Source organism: Pseudomonas sp. GW821-FHT07G10, from assembly GCF_059418545.1.
The window spans coordinates 354,696-369,837 of sequence record NZ_JBWKQB010000002.1; the positions used below are offsets into that span (position 1 = coordinate 354,696).

General features: G+C 59.0%; 15 protein-coding genes. 9 read left to right on the forward strand and 6 right to left on the reverse strand.

The annotated features are described in order from the left end of the window. Window positions 1-3 precede the first annotated feature (3 nt). The 4 genes from AC07O1_RS04910 (at window position 4) to rsd (ending at window position 3,801) form a co-directional block, all read left to right on the forward strand. Window positions 4-1,143, forward strand: coding sequence for a uroporphyrinogen-III C-methyltransferase (locus tag AC07O1_RS04910; RefSeq protein ID WP_495088075.1), 1,140 nt, complete (start codon window positions 4-6; stop codon window positions 1,141-1,143). Further along, window positions 1,140-2,378 carry a heme biosynthesis protein HemY gene (locus AC07O1_RS04915; RefSeq protein ID WP_495088076.1) on the forward strand — a complete coding sequence of 413 codons (1,239 nt, stop codon included), beginning with the start codon at window positions 1,140-1,142 and terminating at the stop codon, window positions 2,376-2,378. The genes AC07O1_RS04910 and AC07O1_RS04915 overlap by 4 nt, the downstream gene beginning before the upstream one ends. A gap of 234 nt (window positions 2,379-2,612) precedes the next feature. Further along, window positions 2,613-3,131 carry a disulfide bond formation protein B gene (locus tag AC07O1_RS04920; RefSeq protein ID WP_495088077.1) on the forward strand — a complete coding sequence of 173 codons (519 nt, stop codon included), beginning with the start codon at window positions 2,613-2,615 and terminating at the stop codon, window positions 3,129-3,131. Window positions 3,132-3,342: 211 nt separating this feature from the next. Beyond that, entirely contained in the window at window positions 3,343-3,801 is a 459-nt protein-coding gene (gene rsd, locus AC07O1_RS04925) for a sigma D regulator (RefSeq protein WP_494990847.1), read from the forward strand. Between the two features lie 69 nt (window positions 3,802-3,870). Here the strand turns inward: rsd and AC07O1_RS04930 are convergent, their stop codons facing one another. Further along, window positions 3,871-4,536: an FKBP-type peptidyl-prolyl cis-trans isomerase gene (locus AC07O1_RS04930; protein ID WP_495088078.1), complete on the reverse strand. Its 666-nt coding sequence runs from the start codon at window positions 4,534-4,536 to the stop codon at window positions 3,871-3,873. Between the two features lie 192 nt (window positions 4,537-4,728). Here AC07O1_RS04930 and AC07O1_RS04935 point away from each other — a divergent pair, with 192 nt between their 5' ends. Then, window positions 4,729-5,793: an AlgP family protein gene (locus AC07O1_RS04935; RefSeq protein ID WP_495088079.1), complete on the forward strand. Its 1,065-nt coding sequence runs from the start codon at window positions 4,729-4,731 to the stop codon at window positions 5,791-5,793. Here the strand turns inward: AC07O1_RS04935 and AC07O1_RS04940 are convergent. After that, the gene (locus AC07O1_RS04940) at window positions 5,790-6,254 is read right to left on the reverse strand and encodes a TIGR02444 family protein (RefSeq protein ID WP_495088080.1); all 465 of its coding nucleotides are present in this window, start codon (window positions 6,252-6,254) and stop codon (window positions 5,790-5,792) included. The two genes, AC07O1_RS04935 and AC07O1_RS04940, sit on opposite strands and share 4 nt — an antisense overlap. Before the next feature lie 50 nt (window positions 6,255-6,304). On the opposite strand from AC07O1_RS04940, the gene AC07O1_RS04945 reads away from it, so the two are divergent. The 3 genes from AC07O1_RS04945 (at window position 6,305) to AC07O1_RS04955 (ending at window position 9,564) form a co-directional block, all read left to right on the forward strand. After that, window positions 6,305-8,215: an ATP-binding cassette domain-containing protein gene (locus AC07O1_RS04945; RefSeq protein ID WP_495088081.1), complete on the forward strand. Its 1,911-nt coding sequence runs from the start codon at window positions 6,305-6,307 to the stop codon at window positions 8,213-8,215. Continuing rightward, entirely contained in the window at window positions 8,215-8,796 is a 582-nt protein-coding gene (locus tag AC07O1_RS04950; protein ID WP_495088082.1) for a mechanosensitive ion channel domain-containing protein, read from the forward strand. The genes AC07O1_RS04945 and AC07O1_RS04950 overlap by 1 nt, the downstream gene beginning before the upstream one ends. Window positions 8,797-8,931: 135 nt before the next feature. Continuing rightward, window positions 8,932-9,564 (forward strand): LysE family transporter, encoded by a 633-nt coding sequence (locus AC07O1_RS04955; protein WP_495010413.1) that lies wholly within the window; start codon window positions 8,932-8,934, stop codon window positions 9,562-9,564. A gap of 54 nt (window positions 9,565-9,618) precedes the next feature. On the opposite strand, the gene AC07O1_RS04960 is transcribed toward AC07O1_RS04955, so the two are convergent. The 4 genes from AC07O1_RS04960 to AC07O1_RS04975 are packed head-to-tail and all read right to left on the reverse strand — an operon-like array spanning window position 9,619 to window position 12,776. Continuing rightward, complete coding sequence (locus AC07O1_RS04960) at window positions 9,619-10,362, reverse strand: penicillin-binding protein activator LpoB (protein ID WP_494990841.1); 744 nt, start codon at window positions 10,360-10,362, stop codon at window positions 9,619-9,621. Window positions 10,363-10,365: 3 nt separating this feature from the next. Further along, window positions 10,366-10,956 (reverse strand): penicillin-binding protein activator LpoB, encoded by a 591-nt coding sequence (lpoB, locus tag AC07O1_RS04965; protein ID WP_495088083.1) that lies wholly within the window; start codon window positions 10,954-10,956, stop codon window positions 10,366-10,368. 39 nt (window positions 10,957-10,995) lie between these two features. Then, window positions 10,996-11,364 carry a YcfL family putative periplasmic lipoprotein gene (locus tag AC07O1_RS04970; protein ID WP_494990839.1) on the reverse strand — a complete coding sequence of 123 codons (369 nt, stop codon included), beginning with the start codon at window positions 11,362-11,364 and terminating at the stop codon, window positions 10,996-10,998. Window positions 11,365-11,378: 14 nt separating this feature from the next. Next, window positions 11,379-12,776 (reverse strand): COG3014 family protein, encoded by a 1,398-nt coding sequence (locus AC07O1_RS04975; protein ID WP_495088084.1) that lies wholly within the window; start codon window positions 12,774-12,776, stop codon window positions 11,379-11,381. Window positions 12,777-13,209: 433 nt separating this feature from the next. On the opposite strand from AC07O1_RS04975, the gene AC07O1_RS04980 reads away from it, so the two are divergent. After that, entirely contained in the window at window positions 13,210-15,108 is a 1,899-nt protein-coding gene (locus AC07O1_RS04980) for an FTR1 family protein (protein WP_495088085.1), read from the forward strand. The last annotated feature ends 34 nt before the right edge of the window (window positions 15,109-15,142 follow it).

A 15,142-nucleotide genomic window follows, 5' to 3' on the forward strand; every position in this document is an offset into this window, starting at 1 on the left:
TACGTGAGCGAAACAACCTTGCCTAAAGATGACATCCAGCCTGCGCTCGACGCGCCGACTGAAGCTGCGACCATTGCCCCGCAACGCCGAGGCAATGGGTTGGTGATACTGGCCTTGTTGTTGGGGGCTGCGGGCGTTGCCGCTGGCGGTTGGGGGATTTGGCAGGTTCGCAACCTGCAAGCCAATAACCAGCAGCAGCTTGGGCAGTTGCAGGCGCTCGGCGATCAGGCTCAAACCCTCAAACTCAGCGAACAGCGTCTGACGGCGCAGTTGGAGCAATTGCCTGCTGCCGAGGAGCTGGAAAGTCGGCGACGCTTGGTGGCTCAGTTGCAAGGCGATCAGCAGCGCTTGAGTCAGCGACTGGAAACCGTGTTAGGCGCCAGCCGCAAGGACTGGCGCCTGGCTGAAGCCGAGCACCTGCTGCGTCTGGCCAGCCTTCGCCTGTCGGCGTTGCAAGATATCAGCAGCGCCCAGGCGTTGGTGCAAGGCGCCGACGAGATCCTGCGCGAACAGAATGACCCCGCATCCTTCGCCGCCCGTGAGCAGTTGGCAAAAAGCCTTGCGGCGCTGCGCAGTACTGAACAGCCGGACCGTACCGGGTTGTTTCTGCAACTGGGAGCCTTGCGTGATCAGGTGGTCGAACTCAGCGCATTGGCGCCTGAGTATCAGAACCGCGGCGATTCGCTGTCGGGCCTGACTTCTGATGGCGACGGCGCCAGTCGCTGGACGCAGTGGTGGGATGAAATCTCGCGTTATATCCGTATCGACTTCAATGCCGACAAGAGCATTCGGCCGCTGCTCGCGGGGCAGAGCCTGACCCAGGTACGTCTGGCCCTCAGCCTGGCTCTTGAGCAGGCGCAATGGGCTGCGCTGAATGGGCAGGCACCGGTTTATAACCAGGCATTGGCTGAGGCCCGGGATGTTCTCAAGAGCAGCTTCAGCCAGGACAACCCGCAAAGCAAAGTGTTGCTTGAGCGCGTCGCCGAGTTGAGCAAGCAGCCGGTTACGGTGATCACCCCTGATCTGACGACGACTTTAGGCACGGTCCAGGCCTACCTCGAGCGTCGGAGTCTGAGTGCCGAAGAGTCGCTGAAGACTTCCGCCAAGCCTGCCGCGAATACTGTGCAGGAGACCAGCCCATGAAGCGCCTCTATGTGATTGTGTTCGTGGTCATCGCCGCTGCGGCGTTGCTGGGGCTGGCGATCGCCGAGCACGCAGGCTATGTCCTGATTGCCTACAAGAGTTTTCGCTTTGAGTCGAGCCTTTGGGCGACCCTGGCGCTGCTGGCAGTCATCTGGCTGGTGGTCTGGGGGATAAACATGCTGGTCGGGTTGGTGACAACGTCCGGTGGCGTGGTCAATCCATGGTCGCGCCGCAACCGTAGTCGCCGTGTGCAACTGGCGATCGAGCACGGCCAGATGGACCTCGCTGAAGGTCGCTGGGCCAGCGCTCAGCGGCACTTGCATCGTGCCGCCGAAGCCGAGCGTCAGCCATTACTGTACTACCTCGGCGCTGCGCGAGCGGCGAACGAGCAGGGTCTTTATGACGAAAGCGACAGCCTGCTGGAGCGGGCCCTTGAGCGCCAGCCTCAGGCCGAGTTGGCGATTGCCTTGAGCCACGCACAGCTGCAGACCGACCGCAATGATACGCAAGGCGCGCTCGTCACACTGCAAGCCATGCATGAGCGCCATCCGCGCAGCATTCAGGTCCTGCGCCAGTTGCAGCGCCTGCATCAGCAGCGGGGCGATTGGTCGGCGCTGATCCGTCTGTTGCCGGAACTACGCAAAGACAAGGTTCTGCCCCCTGGCGAATTGGCCGAACTGGAGCGCAGAGCCTGGGGTGAAAATCTCACTTTGGCAGCTCGGCGGGAAGAAGATGGCGCGGTTGGTTTGCAATCGCTCAATCGGGCCTGGGAACAACTGTCTTCCGCTCAGCGCCAGGAGCCGCAACTGGTGCTGGCGTACGCCGAACAGCTGCGCCAGCTGGGTGCAGAAGTTGAGGCCGAAGAGATTCTGCGTGGTGCGCTCAAGCGCAAATACGACAGCCATCTGGCCCGGCTCTATGGGCTGCTTCGTGGCCGCGATCCTGCGCGGCAACTGCAATTCGCCGAGGGTTGTTTGAAAGATCACCCGGCGGATTCAAGTCTGCTGCTGACCCTTGGTCGCCTTTGCCTGCAGAGCAGTCTGTGGGGTAAGGCGCGTGATTATCTGGAGAGCAGTTTGCGAGTGCAGCGTAATCCAGAGGCCTGTGCCGAGCTTGCACGCTTGCTGGCTCAATTGGGTGACACCGAGCGCAGCAATCAGCTCTTTCAGGAGGGCCTGGGTCTTTTGGACAAACGCTTACTGGCCTCACCTCTGCCAGTTCCGGCTCAGGTGTAAGACGCACCACGCACGGCTGGCTCTGGCGCCAAGGGGGCCAGCCGTTCAGAGGCGCTGGAATTTCTGCGCATGACTGTCCGTAATGGCAGCGTCTTACATGGAGCTACACCCAATCCTCTCTTTTCTGCCGGGAATTCCTTACAGTCTTGAGGAAGTGTCCGCTACGACCTGTCTTGAAAGGGTTGAGCGCTTTCCTCTACCGTAACTGCCTGTCTCTTCTGTTACGGATAAGCCATGCTTTTGGCCTCTTCACGATCCTTGTTCTTCATGGCTTTCATTGCAGGCGCTCTGGCCTTGAGCGCTTCGTTGTATCTGGAATATGCGGTCGGGCTCCAACTTTGCTCGTTGAGTATGGTGCAGCGGTTTTTTCTGATGGTGTTCGCGGGTATTTGCCTGATCGCAGCCGTGCATGGGCCAAAACGGTCGGGTTGTTGTGTGTACTGGTTGTTGAGCATCTTCAGTTGTCTGGGGGGGCTGGTCACCGCATGGCGCCATGTATTGCTGCAAGATGCCCCCCCGGCACGGTGGCTGGAGTGTTCTCCCAGCCTTGAGTACATGCTTGGAAATATGTCTTGGTGGTGTGTCTTGAAGCGGGTCTTTCAGGGAACGGCAGACTGCACACAAATCACATGGACGCTGTTCGATTTGAGCATCCCCGAATGGAGCCTGCTGTTCTTCGTCGGGATGACGATTCTGGGCGTTGTTCAGCTGCTGCACCTCTTGCGTTTTACCTGGCGGACAGCGGCCAGGTGATGATCGTCCTGGTGCGATGTGTTCGAGATTAAACGCTTGTATGAACTTTATCTCCTGCGTACCTTGAAGCCGATGTCGTGCGGGCATAATCTGGCCCGCAAGTGTTATTGGAATTATGTTGTTCAGTGGCGCTCTGCTTGGCCGAATCTTGATCTTTCAAGTCTTGCGGCGGGTGTAGGGCGGTACGACCCATAAGGGAAGAGAGATCACCATGCTCGAAAGTTGTCAGAATGCTCAGGAACGCTGGGGTGGAGTGCATCTGCTGATCGATCGTTGGTTGCAGGAGCGTCACGAACTGGTTCGGGCCTACGATGCTCTCGGCGCCAAGCCAGAAGCGCTGGGCGAGAACCGAAAGCCGTTGCAGGAGTTCTGCGGAGTTCTGGTCGATTACGTTTCGGCCGGGCATTTCGAGATCTACGAACAGCTGACCGGCGAAGCCAAAGCGTTTGGTGACAAACGTGGGCTGGAGTTGGCCGAGACGATTTATCCCCGTATCGATGTGATCACCGAAAAATTGTTGGCGTTCAATGATCTCTGTGACGCTGGAAAATGCGTTGCGGAAAAATTCCAAGAGTTGGGCGGTCTGTTGCATGAACGCTTCGAACTGGAAGACTGCCTGATCGAAGTGCTGCACACGGCTCACAAAGAAGAGGCTCCGGCTCAGGCCTGAGTTTCGCTTCAGCAAAAAAGATCTCCAAAACGGTGCGCTATGCGCGCCGTTTTTCGTTTGTGCTGCTGCTCAGTCAGTGGCGCCGAGCAACTCGATTTCGAAGACGAGTGGTGTAAAGGGCGCAATCAGGTCGCCCGCTCCGTCGGCACCGTATGCCTGGGCTGATGGAATGACCAATCGCCACTTCGCGCCGGTAGGCATCTGTTGCAATGCGCTGCGCCATCCGTTGATCACGCTATCAAGGCGAAACCACTGCGGCTGATTGTTCTGATCGAACACTGTGCCGTCGGGCAGGCGACCGATATAGCGAACCTGGACCTTGCCGTTTGGTCCTGCCTTTGGACCGTTGCCAGGCATCAACTCGGTCAGCAGAACTCCATCCGCCAACTCGCGAACACCGGGCTTGGCTTTTTCAGCTGAAAGAAACCGATGCTCCTCCTGGAGGGCAATTTCGCTTTGCGGTAGCGCCGATTTCTCTGTGACTTGAGCTTCGTGCTCCGTAAGGATCTGTTCGATTCGCTCCTCTTTGAGGGCTAACGGCTTGCCTTGATAGGCCTGTTTCAGGCCATCCACCAACGCTTGAATGTCAAGATCGGGAACCTCTTGACGCAGGCGTTCGCCGAGGCTGGCACCGAGACTGTAAGCGAGATCGTGGGAGTCATTTTCTTTGATTTTTTCAGCAGCCTGAGCCAAAGAAAAAAACACGCATAACGATAAAAAAAGATAACGCGACATGGGCGCTCTCCGGCCTGAGATGCGATGGATTATGCCAGCGTGAACGCGCCTATGACTGAGCAACTTTCAAGGGTGTGAAGAACATTTTCAATTCGCTGCAACGTAGAGCATTCGATACTGTCAACATGCCCTAGCGGCGGTAGCAGCAGAGGTCTAGTATGAGCCGCAGTCACGTCAGCCAGGAGGTAAACCATGTCGGCCAATAAGAAGCCTGTAAATACTCCGTTGCACTTACTTCAACAGCTCTCGGGCAGTCTGCTCGAACATTTGGAAAACGCTTGTTCCCAAGCCTTGGCTGATGCTGAAAAACTGCTCGCCAAACTGGAAAAGCAGCGCGGAAAAGCGCAGGAAAAACTGCACAAATCTCGTACCAAATTGCAGGACGCTGCGACGGCCGGAAAGGCCAAGGCGCAAGCCAAAGCCAAGGACGCAGTGACGGAGCTTGAAGATTTGCTTGATGCGCTCAAGGATCGTCAATCCGAAACCCGCACCTACATTCTTCAACTCAAGCGCGATGCCCAGGAAAGCCTGAAGCTGGCCCAGGGTGTTGGTCGCGTGAAAGACGCTGTCAGCAAAGCGTTGACCCTGCGCTCCGCCAAGCCTGCCGCTGCCCCGGCGAAGCAGCCAGCAGCCAAACCGGTTGCAGCTAAAGCGCCGGCCAAGGCACCTGCCAAAGCCGCTGCAAAACCTGCTGTGAAAAAAACAGTTGCAGCCAGCGCTGCCAAACCAGCCGCTAAATCGACTGCTGCGAAACCTGCCGCTGCCAAGCCAGCAGCTGCAAGAACGGCTGCAGCTAAACCTGCTGCCGCGAAAGCGACTGCTGCAAAACCGGCGGCCAGAACGGCTGCCGCGAAGCCTGCGGCTGCCAAACCTGCAACCAGACCGGCTGCTGCTAAAACCGCTGCTGCCAAACCTGCCGCCAAGCCTGCTGCTGCGAAAGCAGTCGCGGCTAAAGCGCCTGCCAAAGCTGCAGCTAAACCGGCAGCTTCGGCAGCCGCAAAACCGGCTGCTGCCAAGCCTGCCGCCAAGCCAGCGGCACCGAAAGCCACAGCCAAGCCTGCCGCCAAACCGGCTGCAAAACCAGCCGTGAAAAAGCCGGTCGCCGCCGCTAAACCGGCAACGGCTCCAGCTGTGGCCAAGCCAGCGACGCAAGCTCCAGTCACGTCGCCATCACCGACTGCGAGCACTCCAGCAGCCTCTCCTGCTGCAGCACCAGCAGCCTCAGCGAGCGTCACCACCTCAACCAGCGCGTCCTAAGCGCCGGTTACCGCGACGCGCAGTTTGTTTAGCGCGTCGCGGTTCAGGTTGGCGGCTTGCGCCGCCAGTCCTTCCAGCCAGGCTGGTAAATCCTTTGCTTCATCTTCTGGCCAATCTCGCGCCGTTGTCTCCAGACGCAACAGCAGTTGCCGTTCCGCTTCGAGCTCCAGCGCTTTGACGCGCTCGCGCAGAATATTCAGTTGCACATCCTGAAGGGCCATTGAGCGCCATTGCATACGCAGTTGCCTGAGTGGTTGCACAACATCGCCATGCCACGGTCCGGCCAGTTGATGCAGCTGCTGCAGGCGTTGTGCATTGCACGCCACGTTTCGCTGGCCCAGCCAGACCGCGCACAGCAGCAGGCAGACATTAGCGCCCGCCGCTTGCAGTTCCAGGCACGCGCTTTCGACGCCGGGCCTGGCGTAGGTCGTGAGGGTGGAGCTCCACAGGTCAGAGGACATATTCCTACTCGCGCCAGTTGCGAGCGAAGCTGGTAGACTCCGCCGCCATTATGATTCGACTTCAAAGCCTAACATTACAGCGTGGTCCGCAACGTCTGCTAGAAGACGCCGAGCTGACCCTGCACGCCGGCCACAAAGCCGGCCTGATCGGTGCCAACGGTGCCGGTAAATCCAGCTTGTTCGCTTTGCTTCAGGGTGAATTGACCCCTGATTCGGGCGACTGCTTCCTGCCGGCGGACTGGCGTATCGCCCACATGCGCCAGGAGGTCGATACCCTTGAACGGGTGGCGGTCGACTACGTGCTTGATGGCGACCTGCGCTTGCGACAGGTGCAGCGTGAGCTGGCGGAAGCCGAAGCGGCCCATGACGGTGCCGCTCAGGCGCGCCTGCATGCCGAACTGGACAGCGCCGACGGTTACACCGCAGACGCCCGGGCGCGAAAGCTGCTCGCGGGTCTAGGGTTCACCAACGAGCAGATGGATCGTCAGGTTGGCGATTTCTCCGGTGGCTGGCGAATGCGCCTGAACCTGGCGCAGGCACTGATGTGTCCGTCGGACCTGCTGCTGCTCGACGAACCGACCAACCACTTGGACCTCGACGCCATTCTGTGGCTGGAAGACTGGCTCAAAAGTTACCCCGGCACTTTGCTGCTGATCTCCCACGACCGCGACTTCCTCGATGCCGTGGTCGACCATGTGGCCCACGTCGATCAACGCAAGATCACCCTCTATCGTGGTGGTTACAGTGCTTTCGAACGCGCCCGCGCCGAACGTCTGGCTCAGCAGCAGCAAGCCTACGAGAAGCAGCAGGCGCAACGTGCGCACATGGAAAGCTACATCGCGCGATTCAAGGCCCAGGCCACCAAGGCCCGTCAGGCCCAGAGCCGGATCAAGGCCCTGGAGCGCATGGAAGAGTTGTCCGCGGCCCACGTTGATTCTCCATTCGATTTCGTTTTCCGCGAGTCGGTAAAAATCTCCAGTCCGTTGCTTGATCTCTCTGATGCCCGCTTGGGTTACGGCGAGAAGACCGTGCTGGAAAAGGTCAAACTGCAACTCACTCCGGGAGCTCGTATCGGCCTGCTCGGTCCGAACGGCGCGGGTAAGTCGACGCTGATCAAGAACCTTTCCGGTGAGCTGGAGCCTTTGGCTGGTCGGCTGGTGCGCGGTGAGAACCTGGTGGTGGGCTACTTCGCTCAGCATCAGCTGGACTCGCTCGATGCCAAGGCCAGCCCGCTGTTGCATCTGCAGCGTCTGGCGCCAACCGAGCGCGAACAGACCTTGCGTGACTTCCTCGGTGGTTTCGACTTCCGCGGTGCGCGCATCGATGAGCCGGTGCTGAATTTCTCCGGGGGCGAGAAGGCCCGTCTGGCGCTGGCGTTGATCGCCTGGGGTCGACCTAACCTGTTATTGCTCGACGAACCGACCAACCACCTCGACCTGGAAATGCGTCTGGCGCTGACCATGGCTTTGCAGGAATTCAGTGGTGCGGTACTGGTGGTTTCCCACGATCGGCATTTGCTGAAAAGCACCACCGATGAGTTCCTGCTGGTTGCCGATGGCAAGGTTCAGGAGTTCGACGGTGATCTGGAAGACTACGCTCGCTGGCTGATTGACTACCGTCTGCGCAATGCGCCGGTCAACAACACGCCGGTCAATGCCGACAAAACCGACAAGAAAGCCCAGCGCCAGGCCGCTGCCGCGTTGCGTCAGCAACTGGCGCCGCATAAGCGTGAAGCCGATAAGCTTGAAGCTGAGTTGGGCAAACTCCACGAAAAACTCGCCAGGATCGAAACCAGCCTCGGTGATAGCGCGGTCTATGAGGCCTCGCGCAAGGATGAGCTGCGCGATCTATTGGCTGAGCAAGCCAGGCTGAAGGTGCGTGAAGCCGAGCTGGAGGATAACTGGATGCAAGCCCTGGAGCTGCTTGAGAGCATGCAGGCGGAGCTGGAGGCGCTGTCCTGATGGGAGCGTTCCAGCTCCCGTTGTCTGCGGTCTGGGTCGAGCCGCTGTGGCTTGGCGGGCAAATTCTGCTGATCCTGCTGGCCGGTTATCTGGCCCAGCGTTTTGTGGCCAAATGCCTGACTCGTCTGGGCGAGCGCTACCCATTCCCGCCGCAGTTGCTGATGCCGCTGCGTGGGGGGTTGCGCTGGCTGATCATGGGCAGCGCGCTGATCCTTGTGCTGGAGCGCCTTGGCGTCTCGGCGACGGTGCTCTGGACTGCCTTGTCGGGGTTTGTCGCGGTGGCTGCGGTGGCGTTCTTTGCCATGTGGAGCGTACTTTCCAACCTGCTCTGCGCGATTCTGATTTTCACCGTTGGGCCGTTTCGCTTGGGCGATGTGGTCGAACTGGTGGACACCACCGACAAGCCAGGCGTCAAGGGCCGGGTGGTGGCGATCAATCTGCTTTACACCACGTTGATCGAGTCGGCTGAAGCCGGCAATGGCAGCGCGATGGTGCAAGTCCCCAACAGTCTGTTCTTCCAGCGCTCCGTGCGCCGCTGGCGTGGCAGTGATGTGTTGCCGTCGAACGCTGGCGAAAAGTAGCTGAGCAACCTCTGGCCGCTGCCCAAGGCTGCCGCAAGGCGCTGCGCCGGCCATCTGTCCTGCAAAAAATCGATAGTCATTCGCCAGAAGGCGCATTAGCTTAGACACCTATAACGAGTCTGAGTGAGGTGTGCGATGGTGCTTGAAACATGGCTGGCGTTTTTTGCCGCCTGCTGGGTGATCAGTCTTTCTCCTGGCGCTGGCGCCATTGCGTCGATGTCTTGCGGTTTGCAGTACGGTTTCTGGCGTGGATACTGGAACGCTCTGGGCCTGCAATTGGGGCTGGCGATGCAGATTGCGATTGTTGCCGCCGGTGTCGGTGCAATTCTCGCGGCCTCGGCCACGGCCTTCTATGCGATCAAATGGTTTGGTGTGGCCTATCTGGTCTACCTGGCGGTCAAGCAATGGCGGGCACTGCCGAGCAACATGAGTGACGATGCGGCGATTCGGCCGATCGGCAAACCGCTGGCCCTGGTATTCCGTGGCTTTCTGGTGAATGTCAGCAATCCCAAGGCGCTGGTATTCATGCTCGCGGTGTTGCCACAGTTCATCGACCCGCACGCGCCGCTGGTGGCGCAGTACATGATCCTGGGCGTGACCATGATCATTGTCGATTTGATCGTGATGGCGGGTTATACCGGTCTTGCTTCAAAGGTGCTGCGCCTGCTGCGTACACCCAAGCAGCAGCGTCGCATGAATCGCACGTTTGCCGGTTTGTTCATCGGTGCAGCCGGGTTGTTGGCGACCATTCGCCGCGCCGCGACTTAAAAACTCAGCTCACAAAAAAGGCGACCTCTTGAGGTCGCCTTTTTCGTTTGGGGCTTAGCGCAGAATGACTGGCGCCGTATCCCGCGGCAGGTTGTTTTGCAATGGAGCTTGCCCTGGCTGCCCGTAACGGGGCCCACCCAGTTGTTCGCTCAACTGGCGGGCCACATCTTCACCCAGCGACCTGGACACATCGCGAACCACTCGAGGTCGGTTCAGCGAGACTTTGACGTCCTGGCTGTTCACCAGTTTGGTGTCTTGCCCATCGCCCATGGCGGTAAACGCCGAGGTGATTTCGAAGGTCCGGGTGTTGATCAGGCTGAAGTCGGCGACAAGGCTCAGGCCGAGAATCGCCGAATAGCTGTCGGTGTTGGCCAGCGAGGTAATATCACGGGTGAAGTCAATATCCGACAAGGTGCCGAACAACACGTAGTCGGCGCCCTTGTAGTTACCGGCCTTGATCCGTTTGATCACGTCGTAGACGTCTTCCCTGGACTTGGCGGTGTGCGGCGTGCCTTGCACCAACTGGAACATCCCGGACTTGAGAATCTCGCCCTTGATGTCGCCGGTGAATTTGCGCAGCTCACCCTGCTCGATATAACTGCTGCTGGCTTCGATCTCGTTGTAACTCGACGAACCGCTGGCGTGGTAGACGCCTGCCTGGTAGTTGTTCTGCGCCGAAACGACGTGGATGTATTGCTCCACCCGCTCCTGATAGGCGAGGTCGGTGACCGCGATTTTCGGGGCCGCCTGAACGCCAAAGGCGCAGGCCAGGCCGATGATGCCAATCCATGCACGCATTGCTTAACGCTCCGTGGTTTTGCGAATCTCTTTCTCGTCCATCCACTCGGCCAGACCGCTTTCGACGTCGATCAATTGCAGGCTGAATTTGTAGAAGACGTCCTTGTAATCGCTGCTGCGCTTGACGATCGAGCTGATCGAACCTTCAAGACGGTATTTGGCGGCGATCATGTTGCCGGTCTTGGCCACGGTGCCTTTTTTGTACAGGCCACTCTGGTTTTGCAGCTTGAGCTGGTCAACCTGGCTCTGCATGGCGGTGTTGTCGCTGGCGAAGCGGGCGGTGCCGGACTTCATCAGTTGAGTCTTGATGCTGGTGGTGATTTCGCGGGTATCGATGTACTCGCTGGTTTTGTTCTTCACGTCGTAAACCTGTACCACCGGACGCCCCTGCAGGATCCCGGACTGGGCCAGGGAGCGGGTCATGGTTTCGGCGATCATCTGCAAGTCGGTGGAACCGAACTCGTTGGTTACCAGCTCTACAGCCTTGCTGTCGCCGTAAGCGATGTTTTTTCCGCTCAGAACCGGCGAATTGTTGTTGGCGCAACCGCTGGCCAGAAGGGCGATAACGGCGAGGAACGAAAAGCGTGCAAACATGGGAATGCTCTCTAAAGCTGAACGAAACGGGTGGATGACTTAAGGCGTTTTGATTTCCAGACGGAAATCCACAGCTTTCGCCACAGGGGCAATGGCCGGCAGAAAGCTGGTTTGCGTGCCGTAAAGGGTCAGGCTTTTCCAGGTTTCTTCTTCACCGATCGGGAAGCCTTCTGGTCCCAGCCAGGCGAAACGGTAGTACATGGTCTTGTTGTTGAAGCTGGTGTTGCTCAGCTGAACGTTGACGGTCAGAAAGCCATTTTCGCGAGCGACACGCATGGCGCCGACCACGATGTTGTTCAGCTTGCCCATGGTCACGACTTTGCTCGCCGCGCTGCCGGGTTCCGGCGGTGGGGTGGCGCAACCGGCCAGCAGGGCCAGTGCGACGACAGCAATGATTTTGAAGCGCATGAAAGACTCTCTGCTTAAGGTTGTTTGAGGCTGGCCACGGCCTGCGGATTGGCAGCAGGTGTTACATGGGCAGCAATGCCACTGGTGAACACCTGATGACCTACGACACGCAGGGTGATGACTTGATAGCGTTGATCGACTTTGACCATCACCTGAGAGCCGCCAAGGGCGTTGGGCAGACTCACCAGATGCTCGCCTTTCTTGAGGCGTAGGCGCATGACCTGGGTAGCGTCAGGGAGGGTGCGCCAGGTACGGGTATCGGCACCTTCCATCACTGTCGAAGTGATACCCAAGGCCAGGCCGGCCAGCGGGTTGACGTCGTTCAACTGCTTTTGTGCAACGCCGCGGGTAACGGCACGCACAGTGGTGCGCAGAATGATCCCCGGCATATCGTCACGCAGGGCACGACGGGACATGGCGGTGGTGCTGTTGAGTGGTGTCAGGTTCTGTTGCTGGCCGTCCACGCCGATCTGGGCGAAGGTCGCGGTCGAGGTGTCTGGCTTGATCACCGGGAACGACAGGGGAGTGATGACCAGATTGCCACTGATCGGTAATGGCAGCGGGATGCGGATGGAGTCACGGGCGGGCGCCAAGCCGCTTTGCACGACGATCAGGATGTCGCTTTCTTCGGTCTTGGCGGCCGGTTTGTCGAGGTTCAGCAACGCTTGTTCAAGTAGTGGGGTATTGGGGCGCAATTCTGCGGCTTTACGGTAGCCCGGAGCGGCGAGGTCTTTTTCACCCAGAGCTTCGTAGATGAAGCCGGCCAGGTAATGGCTGAAAGCACTCTGGTAGCTGTTCTTCAGGCTGACTACCTCTGGTGCATCGAGGCTTTCCACCGGATACCCTTTGAGGTCTTTGTACTCGGTCTTGACCCCCTGCTTCCCGGCTTCGTCTTCGCGCTTGAGGTATTCCTTGTCGCGCAGTTCGGCGATGACCGCTTCACGTTCGTGGGTCTTCTTGATTTCGGTGCGGGCGCCATCGAAGTCGTTGACGGCCAGCAGATTCAGCGCCATCTGGGTGGTCAGCATGACTTTTTCGTAGTCATAGCCTTCGTAGCGACGGACCTTGTCGTTGACCAGAAAGCTGCCGAACTGGGACAGGTACTTGCCGGTATCGAGCTTGACCGAATCTTCCCAGGCCCCCACCACCTGATCGGCGCTTTTCCATGCGGTCTGGCTACCGGCCAAATCGCCTTTGGCACGCAACAGTTCACCTTTCTCGAAGTAATAGAGCAGGTCTTTGTCTTCGCTGCGGTTGTTCTTTTCCAGCAAGGTCAGTGCGGCATCGACGTTACCGGTGCTCAACTGCTGGTTGGTTTCCTGAAGTTCGGTGTCGTAGCTGCGCAATGCCGTACAACCGGCAAGCAAAGTGACTGCGCTGAGCGCGAGCGAAGTGAGGGCGCGGGATGCCATTTGGAATACTTCTTCCCTGAACGTAATCAGCCGAGCGTGCTGGTCGGGCTGGATGAACCAATCGGTAGGGAGAGAGACTATCCTGCCAATTCCTCATTAGAAGAGGAGCTTAAATACCCTTTAGGAATAACCGGGCTACGGCATTATAGACTTCGAAGATGGCAATGTAATGGCTTTTTAATTTCATTTCTTGGCGCGGTGCCACTATCAGGGCTTCCGATATTTCTGGGCTTTCGCAGCTCTGGCCGACGGGATACTTGGGGTAGTCAGATTATTTGTGCTCGCTGCAAAAATGGCGCTACACCCTGTATGGCAAGGGTTCAGGAGGATTTTTCGGCTTTTTGGCCTCAGGCATGAGTGCATGACAGCGCTTGAGTGAAACTCATTCGAAGTGAACAATATGTTACTTCGTATTTTCAATTGAGATTCATTAATGACTGCCCCGTCCCGTTTCCTGGCCTGGCTGGTGCTGCCGGTGTTTGCGTTATGCAGCTTCAATCTACTGGCCGATACCGTGGAAGGCGCTCCAAAGGCGCTGCATTTGCTCGACTATATTGGAGCGGATTACCCGTCCACGGTCGAGGCGGGAAAGGTCATTGATGAGCCCGAGTATCGCGAGCAACTTGAGTTTCTGAGCGTTCTGCAAGGGCTGATCGTTGCCTTGCCGGGCAAGCCGGAACAGGCCGGGCTGGAGCAGGGTGTCGGTAGCCTGCGCGCCGCCGTCACGGCTCGCCAGGACGGTGCCGCTGTCAGCCGTCAAGCACGGCAGCTGGGGGCCAGACTGGCAGTGGCCTACGAGGTCAGCCAGGCACCGATCATCACACCGGACCCGACTCGTGGTGCACCGCTGTATGCCCAGCATTGCTCGGTGTGCCACGGCGACACAGGCGTTGGCGACGGTCCGGCAGGCGTCGGTATGACGCCACCGCCGGCTAACCTGCGCGATGCTGCGCGGATGGATCGCTTGAGCCTTTACGCGATCTACAACACCCTCGGATTGGGTGTCGAGGGTACGGACATGCCGTCTTTCGCCGATCAACTGGATGATCGCCAGCGTTGGGATCTGGCGACATACATCGCCAGCTTCAGCGCCGCCCCGGCTGCGGCGAAAAGCCAGAAGAACTTCAACCTCGCCGATCTGGCCCGCCAGACTCCGGGTGAAGTGCTGGCCGCCGAAGGCCCTGAGGCCGCGGTGACTTTCCGTGCCCAGCGCGCTCAGCCGCCGCAGGTCAAGCGCGGCCCGGCGCAGTTGCTCGGCTACACCGCGGCGACGCTGGACAAGAGCCTCGCGGCCTACCGTGCTGGCGATCGTGAACAGGCTTACGATCTCTCGGTTGCGGCGTATCTGGAAGGCTTCGAGCTGGTCGAGAGCTCCCTGGACAACGTCGACGCCAAAGTGCGCAAAGACACTGAAAAATCCCTGATGACCTACCGTCAGTCGTTGCAGGACGGTTTGCCAATGGCTCAGGTCGAGCAGCGTCTGGACATCGCAAAAGCCAGGTTGAAGGAGTCGGCCAGTCTGTTGGGCAGCGATGGTCTGAGCTGGTCCCTGAGCTATATCTCCGGCTTGCTGATCCTGCTGCGTGAAGGTCTGGAAGCGATTCTGGTGTTGGCTGCGGTCCTGGCGTTCCTGCGTAATACCGGCCAGCAGTCGGCGGTGCGCAGCGTTAACATCGGTTGGGGGTTGGCGCTGGTGGCCGGTCTGGCGACCTGGGCGGTGGCGGCTTACCTGATCGATGTCAGCGGTGCCCAGCGTGAATTGCTCGAAGGTGCGACGGCGTTATTCGCCAGCGTCATGGTGCTTTGGCTGGGTGTATGGATGCACGATCGCCGCCACGCAGCTGCCTGGCAGGATTACATCAAGAGCAGCCTGGTCAGCGGCGGTGGACGTTTCGGCTTTGCGATGCTGGCATTCTTCTCGGTGTACCGCGAGCTTTTCGAAGTGATCCTGTTTTACGAAACCCTCTGGCTGCAAGCCGGCACGGCCGGTCACAACGCGGTGCTGGCGGGCGGTGCGACGGCGCTGGTGCTGTTGGTCGGTCTGGCCTGGGTGATTCTGCGTGGCTCGGCGAAATTACCGCTGGCGCTGTTCTTCGGGATCAACGCCGGTCTGCTGTGCGCGCTGTCGGTGGTGTTTGCCGGACATGGCGTCAAAGCCTTGCAGGAAGCCGGAGTCTTCGGCACCCGGCCGGTACCGTTCTTTGACTTCGACTGGCTGGGGATCCACGCTGATGCCTATTCACTGAGTGCCCAGGCAGTGGCGATACTGGCGATCATCGTGCTTTACAGCCGTAGTCGCATGGCAGAGACGCGGCGGTTGCAGGCTTCTTGACGCATTCGCTTCGCTCATTTCGCGGGCAAGCCTC

Coding starts and splice junctions, on each gene's coding strand:
- AC07O1_RS04945 (WP_495088081.1), top strand. CDS start 6,305: ATGATTCGACTTCAAAGCCTAACATTACAGCGTGGTCCGCAACGTCTG.
- AC07O1_RS04960 (WP_494990841.1), bottom strand. CDS start 10,362: ATGCGTGCATGGATTGGCATCATCGGCCTGGCCTGCGCCTTTGGCGTT.
- AC07O1_RS04950 (WP_495088082.1), top strand. CDS start 8,215: ATGGGAGCGTTCCAGCTCCCGTTGTCTGCGGTCTGGGTCGAGCCGCTG.
- AC07O1_RS04935 (WP_495088079.1), top strand. CDS start 4,729: ATGTCGGCCAATAAGAAGCCTGTAAATACTCCGTTGCACTTACTTCAA.
- AC07O1_RS04975 (WP_495088084.1), bottom strand. CDS start 12,776: ATGGCATCCCGCGCCCTCACTTCGCTCGCGCTCAGCGCAGTCACTTTG.
- lpoB (WP_495088083.1), bottom strand. CDS start 10,956: ATGTTTGCACGCTTTTCGTTCCTCGCCGTTATCGCCCTTCTGGCCAGC.
- AC07O1_RS04930 (WP_495088078.1), bottom strand. CDS start 4,536: ATGTCGCGTTATCTTTTTTTATCGTTATGCGTGTTTTTTTCTTTGGCT.
- AC07O1_RS04970 (WP_494990839.1), bottom strand. CDS start 11,364: ATGCGCTTCAAAATCATTGCTGTCGTCGCACTGGCCCTGCTGGCCGGT.
- AC07O1_RS04915 (WP_495088076.1), top strand. CDS start 1,140: ATGAAGCGCCTCTATGTGATTGTGTTCGTGGTCATCGCCGCTGCGGCG.
- AC07O1_RS04920 (WP_495088077.1), top strand. CDS start 2,613: ATGCTTTTGGCCTCTTCACGATCCTTGTTCTTCATGGCTTTCATTGCA.
- AC07O1_RS04980 (WP_495088085.1), top strand. CDS start 13,210: ATGACTGCCCCGTCCCGTTTCCTGGCCTGGCTGGTGCTGCCGGTGTTT.
- AC07O1_RS04940 (WP_495088080.1), bottom strand. CDS start 6,254: ATGTCCTCTGACCTGTGGAGCTCCACCCTCACGACCTACGCCAGGCCC.
- rsd (WP_494990847.1), top strand. CDS start 3,343: ATGCTCGAAAGTTGTCAGAATGCTCAGGAACGCTGGGGTGGAGTGCAT.
- AC07O1_RS04955 (WP_495010413.1), top strand. CDS start 8,932: ATGGTGCTTGAAACATGGCTGGCGTTTTTTGCCGCCTGCTGGGTGATC.